Source organism: Pseudomonas sp. SYWMCR5 (assembly GCF_057197165.1).
This window is the reverse complement of record NZ_JBXUNH010000006.1, coordinates 1-16,302: the sequence shown is the minus strand read 5'-3', so window position 1 is coordinate 16,302 and position 16,302 is coordinate 1. Positions and strand designations below refer to the sequence as shown.

The 16,302-nt window shown below is 63.1% G+C and carries 18 protein-coding genes, 1 tRNA gene and 1 pseudogene; 17 read left to right on the top strand and 3 right to left on the bottom strand.

All coding sequences use genetic code 11. The features are described 5' to 3' along the window. Positions 1–217 precede the first annotated feature (217 nt). Together glnL and ntrC are read left to right on the top strand one after the other, a co-directional pair. On the top strand, positions 218–1,303 hold the full coding sequence (glnL, locus tag AC2CGW_RS16565) for a nitrogen regulation protein NR(II) (protein ID WP_186665741.1): 1,086 nt from the start codon (positions 218–220) through the stop codon (positions 1,301–1,303). Continuing rightward, positions 1,300–2,736, top strand: coding sequence for a nitrogen regulation protein NR(I) (ntrC, locus tag AC2CGW_RS16560; protein WP_063541426.1), 1,437 nt, complete (start codon positions 1,300–1,302; stop codon positions 2,734–2,736). The genes glnL and ntrC overlap by 4 nt, the downstream gene beginning before the upstream one ends. A 467-nt stretch (positions 2,737–3,203) precedes the next feature. Here the strand turns inward: ntrC and AC2CGW_RS16555 are convergent, their stop codons facing one another. Continuing rightward, positions 3,204–3,641, bottom strand: a complete 438-nt coding sequence (locus tag AC2CGW_RS16555; RefSeq protein WP_402762789.1) for a hypothetical protein — start codon at positions 3,639–3,641, stop codon at positions 3,204–3,206. Between AC2CGW_RS16555 and trmL the strand changes: the two genes are divergently transcribed. Then, positions 3,640–4,095 carry a tRNA (uridine(34)/cytosine(34)/5-carboxymethylaminomethyluridine(34)-2'-O)-methyltransferase TrmL gene (gene trmL / locus AC2CGW_RS16550; protein ID WP_186665737.1) on the top strand — a complete coding sequence of 152 codons (456 nt, stop codon included), beginning with the start codon at positions 3,640–3,642 and terminating at the stop codon, positions 4,093–4,095. The two genes, AC2CGW_RS16555 and trmL, sit on opposite strands and share 2 nt — an antisense overlap. A gap of 77 nt (positions 4,096–4,172) precedes the next feature. Here trmL and gabP read toward each other — a convergent pair whose 3' ends face one another. Further along, positions 4,173–5,561: a GABA permease gene (gabP, locus tag AC2CGW_RS16545; RefSeq protein ID WP_054895290.1), complete on the bottom strand. Its 1,389-nt coding sequence runs from the start codon at positions 5,559–5,561 to the stop codon at positions 4,173–4,175. A gap of 643 nt (positions 5,562–6,204) precedes the next feature. Here gabP and AC2CGW_RS16540 point away from each other — a divergent pair. From AC2CGW_RS16540 to AC2CGW_RS16495, 10 genes are all read left to right on the top strand, one after another. Continuing rightward, positions 6,205–6,978, top strand: coding sequence for an ABC transporter ATP-binding protein (locus tag AC2CGW_RS16540; protein ID WP_054895291.1), 774 nt, complete (start codon positions 6,205–6,207; stop codon positions 6,976–6,978). A gap of 12 nt (positions 6,979–6,990) precedes the next feature. Then, complete coding sequence (locus AC2CGW_RS16535; protein WP_186665736.1) at positions 6,991–7,743, top strand: ABC transporter substrate-binding protein; 753 nt, start codon at positions 6,991–6,993, stop codon at positions 7,741–7,743. Positions 7,744–7,800: 57 nt separating this feature from the next. After that, the gene (locus AC2CGW_RS16530; protein ID WP_186665733.1) at positions 7,801–8,496 is read left to right on the top strand and encodes an ABC transporter permease; all 696 of its coding nucleotides are present in this window, start codon (positions 7,801–7,803) and stop codon (positions 8,494–8,496) included. Continuing rightward, positions 8,493–9,182: an ABC transporter permease gene (locus AC2CGW_RS16525; RefSeq protein WP_186665732.1), complete on the top strand. Its 690-nt coding sequence runs from the start codon at positions 8,493–8,495 to the stop codon at positions 9,180–9,182. Before AC2CGW_RS16530 ends, AC2CGW_RS16525 begins: the two co-directional genes overlap by 4 nt. Before the next feature lie 116 nt (positions 9,183–9,298). Then, positions 9,299–10,516 carry a methyltransferase gene (locus tag AC2CGW_RS16520; protein WP_484574318.1) on the top strand — a complete coding sequence of 406 codons (1,218 nt, stop codon included), beginning with the start codon at positions 9,299–9,301 and terminating at the stop codon, positions 10,514–10,516. 479 nt (positions 10,517–10,995) lie between these two features. Continuing rightward, positions 10,996–11,574 (top strand): hypothetical protein, encoded by a 579-nt coding sequence (locus AC2CGW_RS16515; RefSeq protein WP_054895538.1) that lies wholly within the window; start codon positions 10,996–10,998, stop codon positions 11,572–11,574. A 9-nt stretch (positions 11,575–11,583) separates the two neighbouring features. After that, complete coding sequence (locus AC2CGW_RS16510) at positions 11,584–11,790, top strand: helix-turn-helix domain-containing protein (protein ID WP_043211003.1); 207 nt, start codon at positions 11,584–11,586, stop codon at positions 11,788–11,790. A 129-nt stretch (positions 11,791–11,919) separates the two neighbouring features. Beyond that, the gene (locus AC2CGW_RS16505) at positions 11,920–12,189 is read left to right on the top strand and encodes a hypothetical protein (protein WP_484574317.1); all 270 of its coding nucleotides are present in this window, start codon (positions 11,920–11,922) and stop codon (positions 12,187–12,189) included. A 21-nt stretch (positions 12,190–12,210) separates the two neighbouring features. After that, positions 12,211–12,465: a hypothetical protein gene (locus tag AC2CGW_RS16500; protein ID WP_226938352.1), complete on the top strand. Its 255-nt coding sequence runs from the start codon at positions 12,211–12,213 to the stop codon at positions 12,463–12,465. Between the two features lie 97 nt (positions 12,466–12,562). Next, positions 12,563–12,638 (top strand) — tRNA-Thr (locus tag AC2CGW_RS16495). A 97-nt stretch (positions 12,639–12,735) separates the two neighbouring features. Here the strand turns inward: AC2CGW_RS16495 and AC2CGW_RS16490 are convergent. After that, entirely contained in the window at positions 12,736–13,311 is a 576-nt protein-coding gene (locus AC2CGW_RS16490; protein ID WP_484574316.1) for a hypothetical protein, read from the bottom strand. Between the two features lie 58 nt (positions 13,312–13,369). Between AC2CGW_RS16490 and AC2CGW_RS16485 the strand changes: the two genes are divergently transcribed. The 4 genes and pseudogenes from AC2CGW_RS16485 to AC2CGW_RS16470 all read left to right on the top strand — a co-directional run. Then, complete coding sequence (locus AC2CGW_RS16485; protein WP_484574315.1) at positions 13,370–13,966, top strand: hypothetical protein; 597 nt, start codon at positions 13,370–13,372, stop codon at positions 13,964–13,966. Then, on the top strand, positions 13,966–14,283 hold the full coding sequence (locus AC2CGW_RS16480; RefSeq protein WP_063541464.1) for a DUF2590 family protein: 318 nt from the start codon (positions 13,966–13,968) through the stop codon (positions 14,281–14,283). The genes AC2CGW_RS16485 and AC2CGW_RS16480 overlap by 1 nt, the downstream gene beginning before the upstream one ends. Then, positions 14,280–15,452, top strand: coding sequence for a baseplate J/gp47 family protein (locus AC2CGW_RS16475; RefSeq protein ID WP_484574314.1), 1,173 nt, complete (start codon positions 14,280–14,282; stop codon positions 15,450–15,452). Before AC2CGW_RS16480 ends, AC2CGW_RS16475 begins: the two co-directional genes overlap by 4 nt. Continuing rightward, positions 15,449–15,916 (top strand): annotated as a pseudogene (locus tag AC2CGW_RS16470) (phage tail protein); the annotation flags it as partial. The gene AC2CGW_RS16475 and the pseudogene AC2CGW_RS16470, both read left to right, overlap by 4 nt. Positions 15,917–16,302: the final 386 nt, after the last annotated feature.

Below are 16,302 nucleotides of genomic sequence, written 5' to 3'. Positions count from 1 at the left end.
ATGCACCCCAAATTAGGTCAGGAGAATCGGTAAACCAGGCTTTTCTGAGCCGATTTTGCGCATACCCAGCGCTTTATCGGGCAATTCCGCTTCTTTTCGGAGCCTTGGTTTGTTTCTTGCATTTTCAGGCTATCAGCGGAATACCAGCGTGCCCGCCCCTGGCTCGACCAGGGGCGCCATGTGCCAGAACAGCGCCAAAAGAGGTCAACGACGCCCCATGACCATCAGCGATGCACAGCACCGTCTGCTACTGGACAACCTGACCACTGCCACCTTGCTGCTCAACAGCGAACTGCGCCTTGAGTACATGAACCCGGCAGCGGAAATGCTCCTGGCCGTCAGCGGCCAGCGCAGCCATGGCCAGTTCATCAGTGAACTGTTCACCGAATCGACCGAGGCGCTCAACTCCCTGCGCCAGGCCGTGGAGCAGGCGCACCCGTTCACCAAGCGCGAAGCCCAACTGACCTCGTTGACCGGCCAGAGCATCACCGTCGACTACGCCGTGACGCCGATCCTGCACCAGGGCAACACCCTGCTGCTGCTCGAAGTCCACCCGCGCGACCGCCTGCTGCGCATCACCAAGGAAGAAGCGCAGCTGAGCAAGCAGGAAACCACCAAGATGCTGGTGCGCGGCCTCGCCCATGAGATCAAGAACCCGCTCGGCGGCATCCGCGGCGCCGCCCAGCTGCTGGCCCGCGAGCTGCCCGAAGATGGCCTGCGCGACTACACCAACGTCATCATCGAAGAAGCCGACCGCCTGCGTAACCTGGTCGACCGCATGCTCGGCTCGAACAAGCTGCCGTCGCTGTCGATGACCAACGTGCACGAAGTGCTCGAACGTGTCTGCAGCCTGGTAGAGGCCGAAAGCCAGGGCGGCATCACCCTGGTGCGCGATTACGACCCGAGCCTGCCGGACGTGCTGATCGACCGCGAGCAGATGATCCAGGCCGTACTCAATATCGTGCGCAACGCCATGCAGGCGATCAGCGGGCAGAACGAACTGCGCCTGGGCCGCATCACCCTGCGCACCCGCGCGGTGCGCCAGTTCACCATCGGCCATGTGCGCCACAGGCTGGTGGCACGGGTCGAGATCATCGACAACGGCCCCGGCATTCCCTCGGAACTGCAGGACACCCTCTTCTATCCCATGGTCAGCGGGCGCCCGGACGGTACCGGCCTCGGGCTGGCCATTACCCAGAACATCATCAGTCAGCATCAGGGGCTGATCGAGTGTGAAAGCCATGCCGGCCATACCACCTTCTCGATCTTCCTGCCCCTGGAACAAGGAGCCACAGCCCCATGAGCCGTAGTGAAACCGTGTGGATCGTCGACGATGATCGTTCCATCCGCTGGGTCCTGGAAAAAGCCCTGCAACAAGAGGGCATGACCACCCAGAGCTTCGACAGTGCCGACGGAGTCATGGGTCGCCTGGCCCGGCAGCAGCCGGACGTGATCATCTCCGACATCCGCATGCCTGGCGCCAGCGGCCTGGACCTGCTCGCGCAGATTCGCGAACAGCACCCGCGCCTGCCGGTGATCATCATGACCGCCCATTCCGACCTGGACAGCGCGGTGGCGTCTTACCAAGGCGGTGCCTTCGAGTACCTGCCCAAGCCGTTCGACGTCGACGAGGCGGTGTCGTTGGTCAAGCGCGCCAACCAGCATGCCCAGGAACAACAGGCGCTCGAAGCGCCGCCCGTACTCGCCCGCACGCCCGAGATCATCGGCGAAGCCCCGGCGATGCAGGAGGTGTTTCGCGCCATCGGGCGGCTGAGCCACTCCAACATCACCGTGCTGATCAACGGCGAGTCCGGTACCGGCAAGGAATTGGTCGCCCACGCCCTGCACCGCCACAGCCCGCGTGCGGCTTCGCCGTTCATCGCCCTGAACATGGCGGCGATTCCCAAGGACCTGATGGAGTCCGAGCTGTTCGGCCACGAGAAAGGCGCCTTCACCGGCGCGGCCAACCAGCGACGCGGACGCTTCGAACAGGCTGACGGCGGCACCTTGTTCCTCGACGAGATAGGCGACATGCCTGCCGACACCCAGACCCGCCTGCTGCGCGTGCTGGCCGATGGCGAGTTCTATCGGGTCGGTGGCCATGTACCGGTGAAGGTGGATGTGCGCATCATCGCCGCGACCCACCAGAACCTGGAATCACTGGTACAGGCCGGCAAGTTCCGTGAAGACCTGTTCCACCGCCTGAACGTGATTCGTATCCACATCCCGCGCCTGGCGGACCGGCGCGAGGATATCCCGGCCCTGGCCCGCCACTTCCTGGGCCGCGCGGCGCGGGAGCTGGCGGTCGAGCCCAAGCTGCTGAAGCCGGAAACCGAGGAGTTCATGCGCAACCTGCCGTGGCCTGGCAACGTACGTCAGCTGGAGAACACCTGCCGCTGGATCACGGTGATGGCCTCCAGCCGCGAGGTGCTGATCGGCGACCTGCCGCCAGAGCTGCTCAACCTGCCGCACGATGCCGCGCCGGTCACCAATTGGGAGCAGGCGCTGCGCCAGTGGGCCGACCAGGCCCTGGCGCGCGGGCAGTCGAACCTGCTCGACAGCGCCGTGCCGAGCTTCGAACGGATCATGATCGAGACCGCGCTCAAACACACCGCCGGACGCCGACGCGATGCCGCAGTGCTGCTGGGCTGGGGGCGCAACACCCTGACTCGCAAGATCAAGGAGCTGGGGATGAAGGTCGATGGCGGGGATGACGATGAGGGAGAGGATCACTGAGGCCTGACGCGTCGCGCTGCGCTCATCCGATCCCAAAGCAAGCCCGGCTCCTGTAGGAGCGGGCTTGCCCGCGAACACGGGCGTAGCCCGTGCCATGCACCGCGGTGTCTTTTTCGCGGGCAAGCCCGCTCCTACAAAAACATAGCCTGCCTACCCCACCAGCCCTCCTCTGCACCGATCCTGTGCCACCTGCACCTCGGCAAGGCACAAATCCCTTGAATCCTCGCAAAACCGCCCTGAAAGCCCAGTATTTCCGGGCTTTTCAAAACTGGCACGCCACCTGCAATAGGTACTGTATCTCCAGTTTCGGGGGCCTCGGTACAGGCAGGCCGGGATATCCCCCTCTTTTATTCGCAACACCGCCCGTTTTGGGGACCTCGGTACAGGCAGGCCGGGACTCCCTCTTTTATTCGCAACATCGCCCGTTTTGGGGACCTTGGTACAGGCAGGCCGAGACATCCCCTCTTTTATTCGTGCAGCCTGACCTGCACTCGCCAGTGTCCGGCGTCCTCTGCAGCGGCCCAGGTGCCGCTCAGAGGACGCGCGGCAACCACCGTCAGCACCAACCCTTCCTCGCTCTGCTGCAAGCGCCAGCCCACCGGCCGCCCCTGCAGGCTCAACTGTCCGCGCTGGGCCTTGCCCTCGGCCTGGAACACCACGGCCACCGTCCCTTCGACGTTTTCGCCATGCAGCTTGGGGGCTTCGTTGAACCACAGGTCGAGGCCATCCTGCACCACCTCGACCCGCTCGAGCACACGTACGTCAGGCGCGGTCAGGCGACCGATCATCAGCCCCACCATCACACCGACGATCGCCATCGACAGCAACACACGCGGCCAAGCCTTCGAACGCGGGTCCGGTTCGAGGGTAGAATGCTCGTCATCTTCGTGCCTGGAGCCGTGCATGTTTCACGTCATCCTCTTTCAACCAGAAATTCCGCCGAACACCGGCAATATCATCCGCCTCTGCGCCAACAGCGGCTGCGACCTGCACCTGATCGAGCCGATCGGCTTCGAGCTGGACGACAAGCGCCTGCGTCGTGCGGGGCTGGATTACCACGAGTATGCCACGCTCAAGCGCCACGAGAGCCTCGAAGCATGCCTGGAGAGCCTGGGGCAGCCGCGCCTGTTCGCCTTCACCACCAAGGCCTCGCACCCCTTCCATGAAGTGGCCTACCAGCCGGGCGATGCCTTCCTGTTCGGCCCTGAAAGCCGCGGCCTGCCTGCCGAGGTGCTGGACAGCCTGCCCGCCGAGCAACGCCTGCGCCTGCCGATGCGGCCCGGGTGTCGCAGCCTGAACCTGTCCAATACCGTGGCCGTCACGGTATACGAGGCCTGGCGCCAGCAAGGCTTTGCCTGAGCAAGACAGCGATTCGCCGCCCATGAAAAAGGCCGCGCCCCTCACAGGACGCGGCCTTTTCATTTGCTCGATGCGGATCAGTTATCCAGCGCCACCTGCCCGGCAGCACCGCGCTTGCGGTGCAGCAAAAGGCCCGCCGCGACCACGGCGATGCTCAGCAAGGCCGTCGCGATGATCTCGATCCGGTGATCTTCACGCAGCGCCATCACCACCAGCACAGCCACGATGAAGGCAATGGTCGCCCAGGTCAGCCCCGGGAACAGCCACATCTTGAACGAGATCTTCTCGCCGCGCGCTTCACGCTGGGCACGCATGCGCAGCTGGGAAACGGCGATCACCAGGTACACCAGCAGCGCAATGGCGCCGGAGCTGGCCAGCAGGAACTCGAACACCTGGGCCGGCGCGACGAAGTTGGCGAACACGCAGAGGAAGGCCGCAGCGGTCGACAGCATGACCGCCCAGTGCGGGGTGCCCGCCTTGGTGGTGCGCTGGGCCACGGCCGGTGCGTCGCCACGCTTGCTCAGGGAGAACAGCATGCGCGAAGAGGTGTACAGCGCCGAGTTCAGGCAGCTGGTCACGGCGATCAGCACGACGATGTCGACGATCAGCTTGGCATTGGGCACACCGATCAGGCTCAGGACGGTCTGGTAGGAACCTTTTTCCGCGAGGGTCGGATCGTTCCACGGCACCATGGCCACGACCAGGAAGATCGACACCAGGTAGAACAGGCAGATACGCCAGATCACCGAGTTGGTCGCACGGCTGATCTGCTTGCCTGGGTCCTTGGACTCGGCGGCCGCGATGGTGACGATTTCGGTGCCCATGAACGAGAACATGGTGGTCAGCATGGCCGCCAGCACTGCACCGAGGCCATTGGGCATGAAGCCCTGGGTATCGAACAGGTGGCTGACACCGCTGACCTGGCTGCCCGGCACCATGCCGAACATGGCCGCGCAGCCGACGACGATGAAGGCGATGATCGCCAGCACCTTGAGCAGGGCGAACCAGAACTCGAACTCGCCGTAGTTCTTCACGCTGAACAGGTTGGTGATGGTCAGCGCCAGGGTGATGACCAGCGAGAACGCCCACAGGTCGACGGCCGGGAACCAGGCATGCAGGATCGCTGCAGCGGCGTTGGCCTCCAGCGGGATCACCAGCACCCAGAACCACCAGTACAGCCAGCCGATGGTGAAGCCGGCCCAGCGCCCGATGGCGCGGTCGGCGTAGGTCGAGAACGAACCGGTGTCTGGCGAGGCGACGGCCATCTCGCCGAGCATGCGCATCACCAGCACCACGAGAGTACCGGCAGCGGCATAGGCGAGCAGGACCGCCGGGCCGGCTGCGGCAATGGCGTGGCCGGAGCCGACGAACAGACCGGCGCCGATGACGCCAGCAATGGACAGCATGGTGACATGCCGTTGTTTGAGCCCCTGAGCGAGGTCATTGGAATTGTGCTTACCGCTCATAAAACTACCTTTGTAAGGAGTGGACCACCCGATTGCTGATAACGAAGCGCGCCAGGGGTTGATTTAGACGCCTTGGCAATCGGCGCTTTCCAGCTGGCAATAAGTGCGCCAGCGCGGAAAATCATTCGTCTGAATATTGCCTCAGTCCCGAATGGCGGGGCCTTGCGGGCATTCGGCCAGGGTTTGACCGAATGCACATCCAGGCCTGCGGGCCAAGTGTGCATTACTGAAATACCCACTTACAAATGCACTAAAGGTAGTCCTTGGTAACACCTTTGCACCGATCAGGGGCACAAAAGGTGCAACCTCGGCGTGCAACCTTGAGTCGGTGATGTGGCCTTCGCGGGCAAGCCCGCTCCTACGATTGGCGCGGGGGCGCACTAGTGAACAAAACCAAAACTCCTTCCCTCCCCCGCCCAAAACTGGCACCATCGCGCCTTTTTTCATCAAGGCTCCGGCGCCAAGCGCACCGTGTTGCGGACATCCGCGCGACGTTGCACTGCAGCGATGCGACAAACTGTCCTGTCAACGACCCGAGCCCGCTGCGACCCGGTTGGCCGCCATTACGCCGCTATGCTAGCGTTGCGCTCGCCAGGAAGGCCGCCAACAGCTGGGAACGCACCCGAACACATGAGGACCGCACATGGCCCAGGCCACGCCCGCGCTGGAAATCCGCAATCTGCACAAACGCTACGGCGATCAGGAAATTCTCAAGGGCATTTCGCTGACCGCGCGCGACGGTGACGTGATCTCGATCCTCGGTTCGTCCGGTTCCGGCAAGTCCACCCTGCTGCGCTGCATCAACCTGCTCGAGAACCCGCACCAGGGTGAAATCCTCGTCGCCGGCGAAGCGCTCAAGCTCAAGCCCACCAAGACCGGCGACCTGATCGCCGCCGACAACCGCCAGATCAACCGTCTGCGCAGCGAAATCGGCTTCGTCTTCCAGAATTTCAACCTGTGGCCGCACATGTCGATCCTCGACAACATCATCGAGGCGCCACGCCGCGTGCTCGGCCAGAGCAAGGCCGAGGCCATCGAAGCGGCCGAGGCGCTGCTGAACAAGGTCGGCATCCACGACAAGCGTCACAGCTATCCCGCCCAACTTTCCGGTGGCCAGCAGCAGCGCGCCGCCATCGCCCGCACCCTGGCCATGAAGCCCAAGGTCATCCTGTTCGACGAGCCGACTTCGGCGCTCGATCCGGAAATGGTCCAGGAAGTGCTTAACGTTATCCGCGCACTGGCCGACGAAGGCCGTACCATGCTGCTGGTAACGCACGAGATGAACTTTGCCCGCCAGGTGTCCAGTGAAGTGGTCTTCCTGCACCAGGGCCTCGTGGAAGAGCAAGGATCGCCGCAACAGGTCTTCGAAAACCCGACCTCGGCGCGTTGCAAGCAATTCATGTCCAGCCACCGCTAAACGGAGCAACACATGCAGACCTACAAGAAATTCCTCCTGGCCGCTGCCGCCACGCTGGTGATGTCGGCCAACGCCCTGGCCGCGGAAAAACTGCGCATGGGTATCGAGGCGGCCTACCCGCCTTTCAACAACAAGGATGCCAGCGGTAACGTGGTCGGCTTCGACAAGGACATCGGCGACGCCCTGTGCGCCAAGATGAAAGTCGAGTGCTCGGTCGTGACCTCCGACTGGGACGGCATCATCCCCGCCCTGAACGCCAAGAAGTTCGACTTCCTGGTGTCGTCGCTGTCGATCACCGACGAGCGCAAGCAGGCCGTGGACTTCACCGAGCCCTACTACTCCAACAAGCTGCAGTTCATCGCGCCGAAAAACGCTGACTTCAAGACCGACAAGGCTTCGCTCAAGGGCAAGACCATCGGCACCCAGCGCGCCACCCTGGCCGGCACCTGGCTGGAAGACCACTACGGCAGCGATGTCGATGTGAAGCTCTACGACACCCAGGAAAACGCCTACCTGGACCTGATCGCCGGCCGTATCGACGGCATCCTGGCCGACAAGTACGTGCAGTACGAGTGGCTCAAAAGCAAGGACGGCCAGAACTACGAGTTCAAGGGCGACCCGGTGGAAGAGAGCGACAAGATCGGTATCGCCGTGCGTAAAGGCGATCCGCTGCGTGAGAAGCTGAACGCTGCTCTGAAGGAAATCATCGCCGACGGCACGTACAAGAAGATCAACGACAAGTACTTCCCGTTCAGCATCTACTGATACGCCCCGACTGGCACCGCCGCTGCGCGGTGCCGGTCCCTTGAACGCACCCTGCCCATGAATATCGACCTGCACGGATTCGGTCCGGCCATGTTGGCTGGCACCCTGATGACCGTAAAACTGGCGCTCTGTGCCTTGCTGCTGGGACTGGTCCTTGGACTGCTCGGCGCACTGGCCAAGACCTCGCCGATCAAGCCGCTGCAATGGCTTGGCGGCACCTACTCGACCCTGGTTCGCGGCGTGCCCGAGCTGCTGTGGGTCCTGCTGATCTATTTCGGCACCGTCGGGCTGATGAGCAGCCTCGGCGATGCCCTGAACATGCCCGGCCTGGAGCTCAGCGCCTTCGCCGCGGGCGTGATCGCCCTGGGCCTGTGCTTCGGCGCCTACGCCACGGAAGTGTTCCGCGGCGCGATCCTGGCGATCCCCAAGGGCCACCGTGAAGCGGGCCTGGCACTGGGGCTGTCGAAGGGGCGCATCCTGTCGCGGATCATCCTGCCGCAGATGTGGCGCGTGGCCCTGCCGGGCCTGGGCAACCTGTTCATGATCCTGATGAAGGACACTGCGCTGGTGTCGGTGATCGGCCTCGAAGAAATCATGCGCCACGCCCAGATCGGCGTGACCGTGACCAAGGAGCCGTTCACCTTCTATGCCGTCGCCGCCTGCATCTACCTGTGCCTGACCATCGTCGCTATGGCCGGCATGCATTTCCTTGAAAAACGCGCCGCTCGCGGCTTCATGAGGGCCGCGCAATGAACTGGGAAGTCATCATCAAGTGGCTGCCACGCCTGGCCCAGGGCGCGACCCTGACCCTGGAGCTGGTGGCCATCGCGGTCGTTGCCGGGCTGATCCTGGCCATCCCGCTGGGCATCGCCCGTTCCTCGCGCCACTGGTACGTGCGCGCCCTGCCCTACGGCTACATCTTCTTCTTCCGCGGCACACCGCTGCTGGTGCAGTTGTTCCTGGTGTACTACGGCCTGGCGCAGTTCGACCTGGTGCGCAGCAGCTCGCTGTGGCCCTACCTGCGCGATCCGTTCTGGTGCACGGTGCTGACCATGACTCTGCACACCGCCGCCTACATCGCCGAGATCCTGCGCGGTGCGCTGCAGGCGATCCCCAAGGGCGAGATCGAGGCGGCGCGCGCGCTGGGCATGTCGCGCGGCAAGGCACTGTTCTACATCATGCTGCCGCGCGCCGCGCGCATCGGCCTGCCGGCGTACAGCAACGAAGTGATCCTGATGCTCAAGGCCAGCGCCCTGGCCAGTACGGTGACGCTGCTGGAACTGACCGGCATGGCGCGCACGATCATCGCCCGCACCTACCTGCCGGTGGAGATCTTCTTTGCGGCGGGCGTGTTCTACCTGTTGATTTCGTTCGTCCTGGTGCAGGGTTTCAAGCTGCTCGAGCGCTGGTTGCGCGTCGACGCCTGCCAGGGGCGGTGATCTGAAACCGCGCTGACCTTTTCGCGGGCAAGTCCGCTGCCACAGCTACCCACATGCTTGAGGGGTTGTTGTAGGAGCGGGCTTGCCCGCGAAGGCCGCCCCACCGACCACCCGCCATGCCCTCGACCCCATTCCTCCCCCCCGACCAGCTGAACGCGCGCTTCCAGGCCCTGGACCAGTTCCTGCGCCAGCACCAACCCCTCTGGAAACCCCGCCCCTTCACCGCCCTGCACCTGGAATGGGAATCCCGCCATCCCGAGCTGGCCCAATGGCTGCGCACCCGCACCCTGGAGCAAGCCGAAGCCGCCGCACAGCACCCCGAACGACTGCCCGCCCCCGCGCCCTTCCCGCAACTCGCGGACCAGGCCCGGCAGTTGTCCCGCGTCGACGAACTGCCCCTGGCCGACCTGCACACAGCGGGTCATCGCCTGGCGGTCAACGTGCCCGGCCGCAAGTGGCAGCAGATCGAAGCCTTCGGCAGCCGCCTGAGCTTCAAGCAGCCCACGACCCACTGGCTGGACTGGTGTTCGGGCAAAGGACACCTGGGCCGCCGACTGCTGCAGCCCGGCCAGCAATTGACCTGCCTCGAATACGACGCCGAGCTCGTCGCAGCCGGCCAGGCCCTGAGTGACCACCACCACCTGCCCGCGCACCACCTGCACCAGGATGTGATGGCCGCTGACAGCGTTCGCCACCTGACCCGCGATCACAGCGTGGTCGCCCTGCACGCCTGCGGCGACCTGCACGTGCGCCTGCTGCAACTGGCCAGCGAACAAGGCTGCCGGCAGATCGCAATCGCACCCTGCTGCTACAACCGCACCCAGCGCGATCATTACCAGGCACTGTCGAGCACCGCGCAGGCCTCGACATTGCAATTGAGCATCACCGACCTCGGCCTGCCACTGAGCGAAACCGTCACCTCCGGCGCCCGCGCGCGCCGCCTGCGCGACACCTCGATGGCCCGTCGCCTGGGCTTCGACCTGCTGCAGCGCCAGCAGCGCCACTGCGACGACTACCTGCCGACCCCATCGCTGCCAACCGCCTGGCTGGACAAATCCTTCGAAGACTACTGCCGCGACCTCGCAGCCCTGCGCCAGGTGCCGCTGAACGGCCACCCCGACTGGGCAGCGCTGGAAGCCGCCGGCTGGCAACGCCTGGCCGAAGTGCGCAACCTCGAACTGCTGCGCAACCTGTTCCGTCGACCGCTGGAGCTGTGGCTGGTGCTCGATCGTGCGCTGTTCCTGCAGGAACAGGGTTACAACGTGCGCCTGGGCGAGTTCTGCAGCTATCCACTGACTCCGCGCAACCTGCTGCTGCTGGGGGAGCGGGAATAAACGGAAAACCTGTGGATAACTCTGTGAACAAGCTTGTGATGAAATTCACGGCTTATTGGATCCACTGGCTATTTCACCCGCTTCACTTATTCCCTTCAGTAAGCGAACGCCAACAAAAACAGGCCTTTGCGCAAAGACCAACGGCGCAGCGCTTCGGCATGCCTCTCGCGCAGCACCTGCATGCCGCTTGTGCATAAGCCAAATCCCAGATCCGACGCAAGCCCCTGGTAGCAACTCCTTTTGTTCAGAATCTAAAGGCCTGCCCAATCCCCTGTGGGAGCGGGCTTGTCCCGCGAACACGGGCGTAGCCCGTGCCAGGCAGCGCGGTGTCTTCTTCGCGGGTAAACCCGCTCCCACACCTGGTTCAAGTTCCCACTGCGGCAAAGCGTCGCAAAAGCTATTACAGCAAAATAAATTATTGTATTACGATAATTTATCAAGAATAATCCACCCCGTTCATCACTGTACGGAGGCACCCCATGAACAGTAGATCCGTCGCCTATGCGCGCTCCCGATTGCGCACCATCGGCGCCCTGGCCGCACTTCTGGCCTGGACCACCGCTGCCGTCGAGTTCGGCGGCACGCCGCTGCTCTGGCTGCTCGACTACCCCACCATGGTTTCCGCCTACCTGCAGGCCTACGGCGACCAGATGCCGCTGCTCCTGGCCGAAGGCTACCAACCGTCTCACCTGGCGATCGGCCTGGTGTTCTTCCTCGACCTGATTCCCACCGCCATTTCGGCATTCGCCCTGCTGCTGACCGGCATCTTCTTCATGCGCCTGTCCAAGGGCCAGACCTGGACCCTGCCCAACATCCGCCTGCTCTGGTGGGTCGGCCTGCTGTGCATCGGCTCGCCGCTGCTCTGGTCGCTGATCGGCACTTTCGAGGGCTTGGCACTGGCCATCGACCTGCCTGCTGGGGAAAGAAGCTTCAGCGTGTCGATCGGTGTATCATCCGAGGCTGTCTACGAGATCATGAAAGGCATTCTGCTCTGCGCCTTCTCGCTGCTCATGCGTGACGCCAAGACCATCAGCGATGAACACAACTGTTATGTCTAGCCAGCCCTTATGCCGATAATCATCCGCCTCGACGTCGTCATGGCCCGGAACAAGATCCGTTCCAAAGACCTGGCGGAAATCATCGGCATAACGGAAGCGAACCTGTCGCTGCTGAAGAACGGCAAGATCAAGGGTTTCAAGATCGAAACCCTCGAGAAGCTGTGTCGCGCGCTGAACTGCCAACCCGGCGACCTGCTGGAGTTCAGCGAGGAATGATCAAGGACTGCAACACCCATGTATTTGCCCCACAAAGGTTTACTCGCCGTACTCCTGGCCACCTGGCTGATCAGCGGCTGCGGCCCGAGTTACACATATAGGTATTCGCCACCGCCCAGCGCGCATGGCATGAACTGCATCAATAGCTGCTCGAGCGAGCGCAGGCATTGCCAGCAACTGGAGCGTCTGGAACAAAACAGCCAGCGCGCCCTGTACCAGGCCGAAATGCGTGCCTACCAGTACTGCAAGACCGGCAAGAGCAAGAAGGAAGCGCGTCACAACTGCTACCAACCGAGCTACCCATTCGGCAGCTCATCCAGCTACAGTTGCGGCCGCGAATACGACAGCTGCTACATGGCCTGCGGTGGCACCATCCAGCGCATTCGCAACCCAGATTGATAGATGAACGGATTTCGACACGTGAAATACACCACGCCTTTCACCCTTCTGGCCCTTGGCCTGGCCCTGAGCGGCTGCTCCAGCAGTAGCAGCAGCTACACCCCAAGAACCTCGAACCTGGACTGGGAAACCCCCGGCATGCAGCTCGGCGGCGACCGCGGCCTGCCCCTGCGAGTGGACGACCGCTGCCGCAAGCGCGGTTGCGACAACCACAAGCTGTTTTTCAACCCCGCAGAGCCTGAACCGAGCGTCAACACCATCCACCGCGGCTGGTAGGATTTTCTCCTTTTGGGGCGGTGACTTAGGCGATTTCGCGTTGAATGCAAGGAAGTGGTTTACAGCAGCCAACCGATCGCTATAATGACGCGCCTATGCCGGTATAGCTCAGATGGTAGAGCAACTGACTTGTAATCAGTAGGTCCCGGGTTCGATTCCTGGTGCCGGCACCACCTTAGAAGCCCCGCAATGCGGGGCTTTCGTCATTCTGGAAGTGGACAAGCGTCTACTGCGGACACTTCCAACGTCCACAATGTGTCCACACTGCCGCTACCCCCGCCACCATGATTTCCTGTCCAGAGTCATAGAGTTACCAACCTCCAAAGCTGCCGAAAGCACTTCGGCTGCCGATTCAAAGTGTTGGGCATCACGGGTCCCATTAAACAGGCCCCCCCCCTCCGTTACGTCAGACCGCAAGCTATCAATCAATTGATAGAAGCGGACCACCTGCGCAGCTTCAATACTGCTCAAGGAGCCCAATCGCTTGGCGTTCTCTTGGTAGATTCGGTTGTAATGCTCTGGAAGGTTGATCTGGAAGGTCAGAGGCAAATTCAGTGGACGCGGTTTTTTCAGGGTTTTTGCTTCGGTTCTCAGCTTGTCCAGATAAGCCCTTCGCTCGAACAATTCGACAAGAGCCAGTACCTCAGCAATGATCGCCGCCCGGACGCTCCGACTCTCAGCCTTGGATTGCCGAGCAGCAGTTAAATAGGTGCCGCCAATACCTGCAAAGGCGGTTATCAGGGCCACACCCAGCGTGCTCCAGTCAGTCGTCTTGTTTGGCACGGCAGGGGCTGCCGGGGCGGCCAAATTCCAAACGACTACATACCAATCCAACGTTTCACCCATTACCTACTTCCTTGGTTCCGAGACTTGTTAGGGGGTTGAGTGTCACCACCTCAGCTAGATGTCCACCCAGGCATTCCAATGGATCGCTGACCAGGTGCAGCAGTTGAACAACTGGTTCGGCTCGATGGCCGGCTGGGGAGCCATGGCGCAGTCCGCGTGGGACGGCATCGTGGCCATCTTCCAGAAGTCCATCAGCGGCCTGATCGACATGCTGAACAAGATCCCGGGCGTGAACATCGAGACCACTTTCGGCGACGTGCCTACCCCGCCCAACGTGCCGCAGATCCCTGGCCAGGCTGTGCCGATCGGGGTCACGCCAATGCCTGTGGCGCTTCCTGGCGCAGCGCTTGCGCCGGGTGCTGCGCTCCCAGCGTCCGTGGAGCCGGTCACACCGCTGCTGATGCGCACGGACGCCATGCCGACAGCACAGATCGAGCAGGCCGAGCGTAGCCGCGAGCGCCTGGCTCAGGCTGCGCCCAGCATCACACCCGTTCGGCCCAATGCGGTGCCCCAGGGCGGGCTGATGAAGCAGATTCAGAACAACACACAGAGCCAGGATCGACGCATGCACGTTGAAAAGGTGGAGATCAACACCGGCGGCAAGCCAATGACCCCGCTGGAGCTGGAAAACATGATCGGCATGGCGGTGGGCTGATGAGCGAGTACATCGACCTACTGATTCAGGACAACGACCTGGTCCTGGATCCCTCCCGCCAGCCGCTGCTGATTGAGGACAGGGCCAGCATCGCTCAGGACATCGCCCACATGATCCGCGAAAGCGGGCTGCTGGTGACCCTGGTGGCCGAGCGCAGCCGCCAACGCCAGGCCGATTGCATCCTGCAGTTGGAGCTGCTGGTGGAAGACGACGAACGCCTGGTACCGGGCACCGCCCGGATCCTCGAGGACCGGCCAGGCGTGTACCTGGTCACGGCCAAAACACTGAAATTCGGCGATATCGAGGTGTTTCTGTGAGTGACGTAGATTTCCGCCGGGCGCTGAGCGATGCCGGCATTCCGACGACCGAGGCAGGCCTGCGCCAGGCCTGGGAGGCCGAGGTGGCAGCCCAGGGCAGCAAGCTGAGCAACACCAGCGCCTACAGCCCGTTCTGGCGAGTCGTGACTGCGCTGGTGACCAAGCCTGTCATGTGGCTGCTGACGTTCCTGAGCGACACCGTCCTGCCCAACTTTTTCGTCAAGACGGCCAGCGGTGCCTGGCTGGACACCCTGGCGTGGGCGGTGAACACCGAGCGCAAGGGCGCAACCAAGGCCCAGGGCGTGCTGCTGTTCACCCGCGAGAACACCGCCGGCGAGCTGCAGATGCCCGCCGGCGTGATCGTGCAGTCCGCTGCGATCAACGGGCACGTCTACCAACTGGTGACGATCGAGGACGCGACGTTCCCGGACGGGCGCCTGCAGGTGTCGGTCAAGGTCAACGCCCGCGAGGTCGGCAGCGGCTACAACCTCGCCCCGGGTTATTACGCGATCCTGCTCGAGCCGGTACCGGGGATTGCCCAGGTCATCAACACCGACGACTGGATGACTGCACCGGGTGCGGATCCTGAGCCAGACGACCAGTTGCGCCTTCGTGTCCGTAACCAATTCAGCGCGGTGAACCAATGGCACACCGACGCCGTGTATCGCGCCATGATCGCCGCGTTCCCGGGGGTGCGGCCCGATGGGATCTACTTCGAGCACGGCGCGCCACGCGGTCCTGGTAGCGCGAACGCCTACGTTCTGTTCGACGCCGGCGTGCCGGCGGAATCGTTCCTGGAGCAGATCAACGCCCACATCCGCGACGGCGGGAACCACGGCCATGGCGATGACCTGGTGGTGTTCGTCATGCCGGAAACCCCGCACGCCATCAGCGTGACCGTGTGGCCCCGACCGAACCTCACCGCCCTGCAGAGCCAGGCCCTGCACGACAACATCGCGCTATTCATCCGCGCCGCGTTCCGCGAGAGCACGGCCAGCGACTACCGCCCGACCCTGACCTACCCTCAGTCGCGCTTTTCACTGAGCCGCCTCGGTGAGGAGCTGCACCAGGAGTTCCCCGAAATCGAGTCGCTGCGCTTCGCCGGCGAAGACATCGTGTCGCAACTCGATATTCCCCGCATCGCCAGCCTGCAGGTGACGTTCGCATGATCCGCATGAAACTGCCGTTCTGGCTCGGTGGCGCCGAGCTGGCCAAGCTCACCGCAGCGGCGCAGTCCTGGTGGGAAAGGGTGGAGGGCTGGGTCCAGTGGCCGCTCCTGCAGGCCGACGCCGAGACCTGTCACCTGACCATCCTGGATCTGATGGCCTGGCAGCGGGACATCACCCGCTTCAGCAACGAGCCCGAGCGCCTGTATCGCCTGCGCGTGAAGTACGCCTTCATCAACGCGGTGGACGCGGGCAGCACGGCAGGCCTCAAGCGCATCTTGCGCCGCCTGGGCGTGGGCTACATCGAGATCGATGAGCGCATGCCCGATCGGGACTGGGACGTGGTGCTCCTGCGCCTTTCCGACTCGCAGCTGTCGGAAAACCCCGAGCTGCTGCGCGTCCTGGTGCAGCAGTACGGGCGCACATGCCGCCGCTATGACTTCGTGTCGATCACCCCTGTGAGCCTGCCTCGGGTACCGAAAGGCGACCAGGTCTGGCAGCACAGCGAGGCCTGCCAGCAGCGCGTCGACGCGGACGGCAACTGGCTGCGCCAGACGGACGGAAAGATCCGGGACAAGGCGATCGAACGCGAAGTGGAGTCGCTGGCCAACCGCGAGCAGTTCCAGAGCCACACCAGGAACGTGGACGACCATTCCACCGAGACGGTGGGCGGGGTGAAGAAGGTCGAGGCCCTGGGCGCGCTCAAGTTGCTGTCCGGCGGGTTCACAAGCTTGGCCGCGATCGATGATCTCCACCAAGCGACGGGGCGCGACTTCAACGTAAGCGCTCCATGAACCCCACATTCAAAGCGCTTACCTGATCCCCGATGCTGTGCTCCCGATTTCTTTCTGGA

Bases quoted from the DNA above. Each gene is read 5' to 3' on its own strand.
- AC2CGW_RS16480 (WP_063541464.1), top strand. From the start codon at position 13,966: ATGAGCGAGTACATCGACCTACTGATTCAGGACAACGACCTGGTCCTG.
- AC2CGW_RS16540 (WP_054895291.1), top strand. From the start codon at position 6,205: ATGGCCCAGGCCACGCCCGCGCTGGAAATCCGCAATCTGCACAAACGC.
- AC2CGW_RS16525 (WP_186665732.1), top strand. From the start codon at position 8,493: ATGAACTGGGAAGTCATCATCAAGTGGCTGCCACGCCTGGCCCAGGGC.
- AC2CGW_RS16555 (WP_402762789.1), bottom strand. From the start codon at position 3,641: ATGCACGGCTCCAGGCACGAAGATGACGAGCATTCTACCCTCGAACCG.
- AC2CGW_RS16520 (WP_484574318.1), top strand. From the start codon at position 9,299: ATGCCCTCGACCCCATTCCTCCCCCCCGACCAGCTGAACGCGCGCTTC.
- ntrC (WP_063541426.1), top strand. From the start codon at position 1,300: ATGAGCCGTAGTGAAACCGTGTGGATCGTCGACGATGATCGTTCCATC.
- AC2CGW_RS16485 (WP_484574315.1), top strand. From the start codon at position 13,370: ATGTCCACCCAGGCATTCCAATGGATCGCTGACCAGGTGCAGCAGTTG.
- AC2CGW_RS16490 (WP_484574316.1), bottom strand. From the start codon at position 13,311: ATGGGTGAAACGTTGGATTGGTATGTAGTCGTTTGGAATTTGGCCGCC.
- trmL (WP_186665737.1), top strand. From the start codon at position 3,640: ATGTTTCACGTCATCCTCTTTCAACCAGAAATTCCGCCGAACACCGGC.
- glnL (WP_186665741.1), top strand. From the start codon at position 218: ATGACCATCAGCGATGCACAGCACCGTCTGCTACTGGACAACCTGACC.
- AC2CGW_RS16535 (WP_186665736.1), top strand. From the start codon at position 6,991: ATGCAGACCTACAAGAAATTCCTCCTGGCCGCTGCCGCCACGCTGGTG.
- AC2CGW_RS16510 (WP_043211003.1), top strand. From the start codon at position 11,584: ATGCCGATAATCATCCGCCTCGACGTCGTCATGGCCCGGAACAAGATC.
- AC2CGW_RS16515 (WP_054895538.1), top strand. From the start codon at position 10,996: ATGAACAGTAGATCCGTCGCCTATGCGCGCTCCCGATTGCGCACCATC.
- AC2CGW_RS16530 (WP_186665733.1), top strand. From the start codon at position 7,801: ATGAATATCGACCTGCACGGATTCGGTCCGGCCATGTTGGCTGGCACC.
- AC2CGW_RS16505 (WP_484574317.1), top strand. From the start codon at position 11,920: ATGAACTGCATCAATAGCTGCTCGAGCGAGCGCAGGCATTGCCAGCAA.
- gabP (WP_054895290.1), bottom strand. From the start codon at position 5,561: ATGAGCGGTAAGCACAATTCCAATGACCTCGCTCAGGGGCTCAAACAA.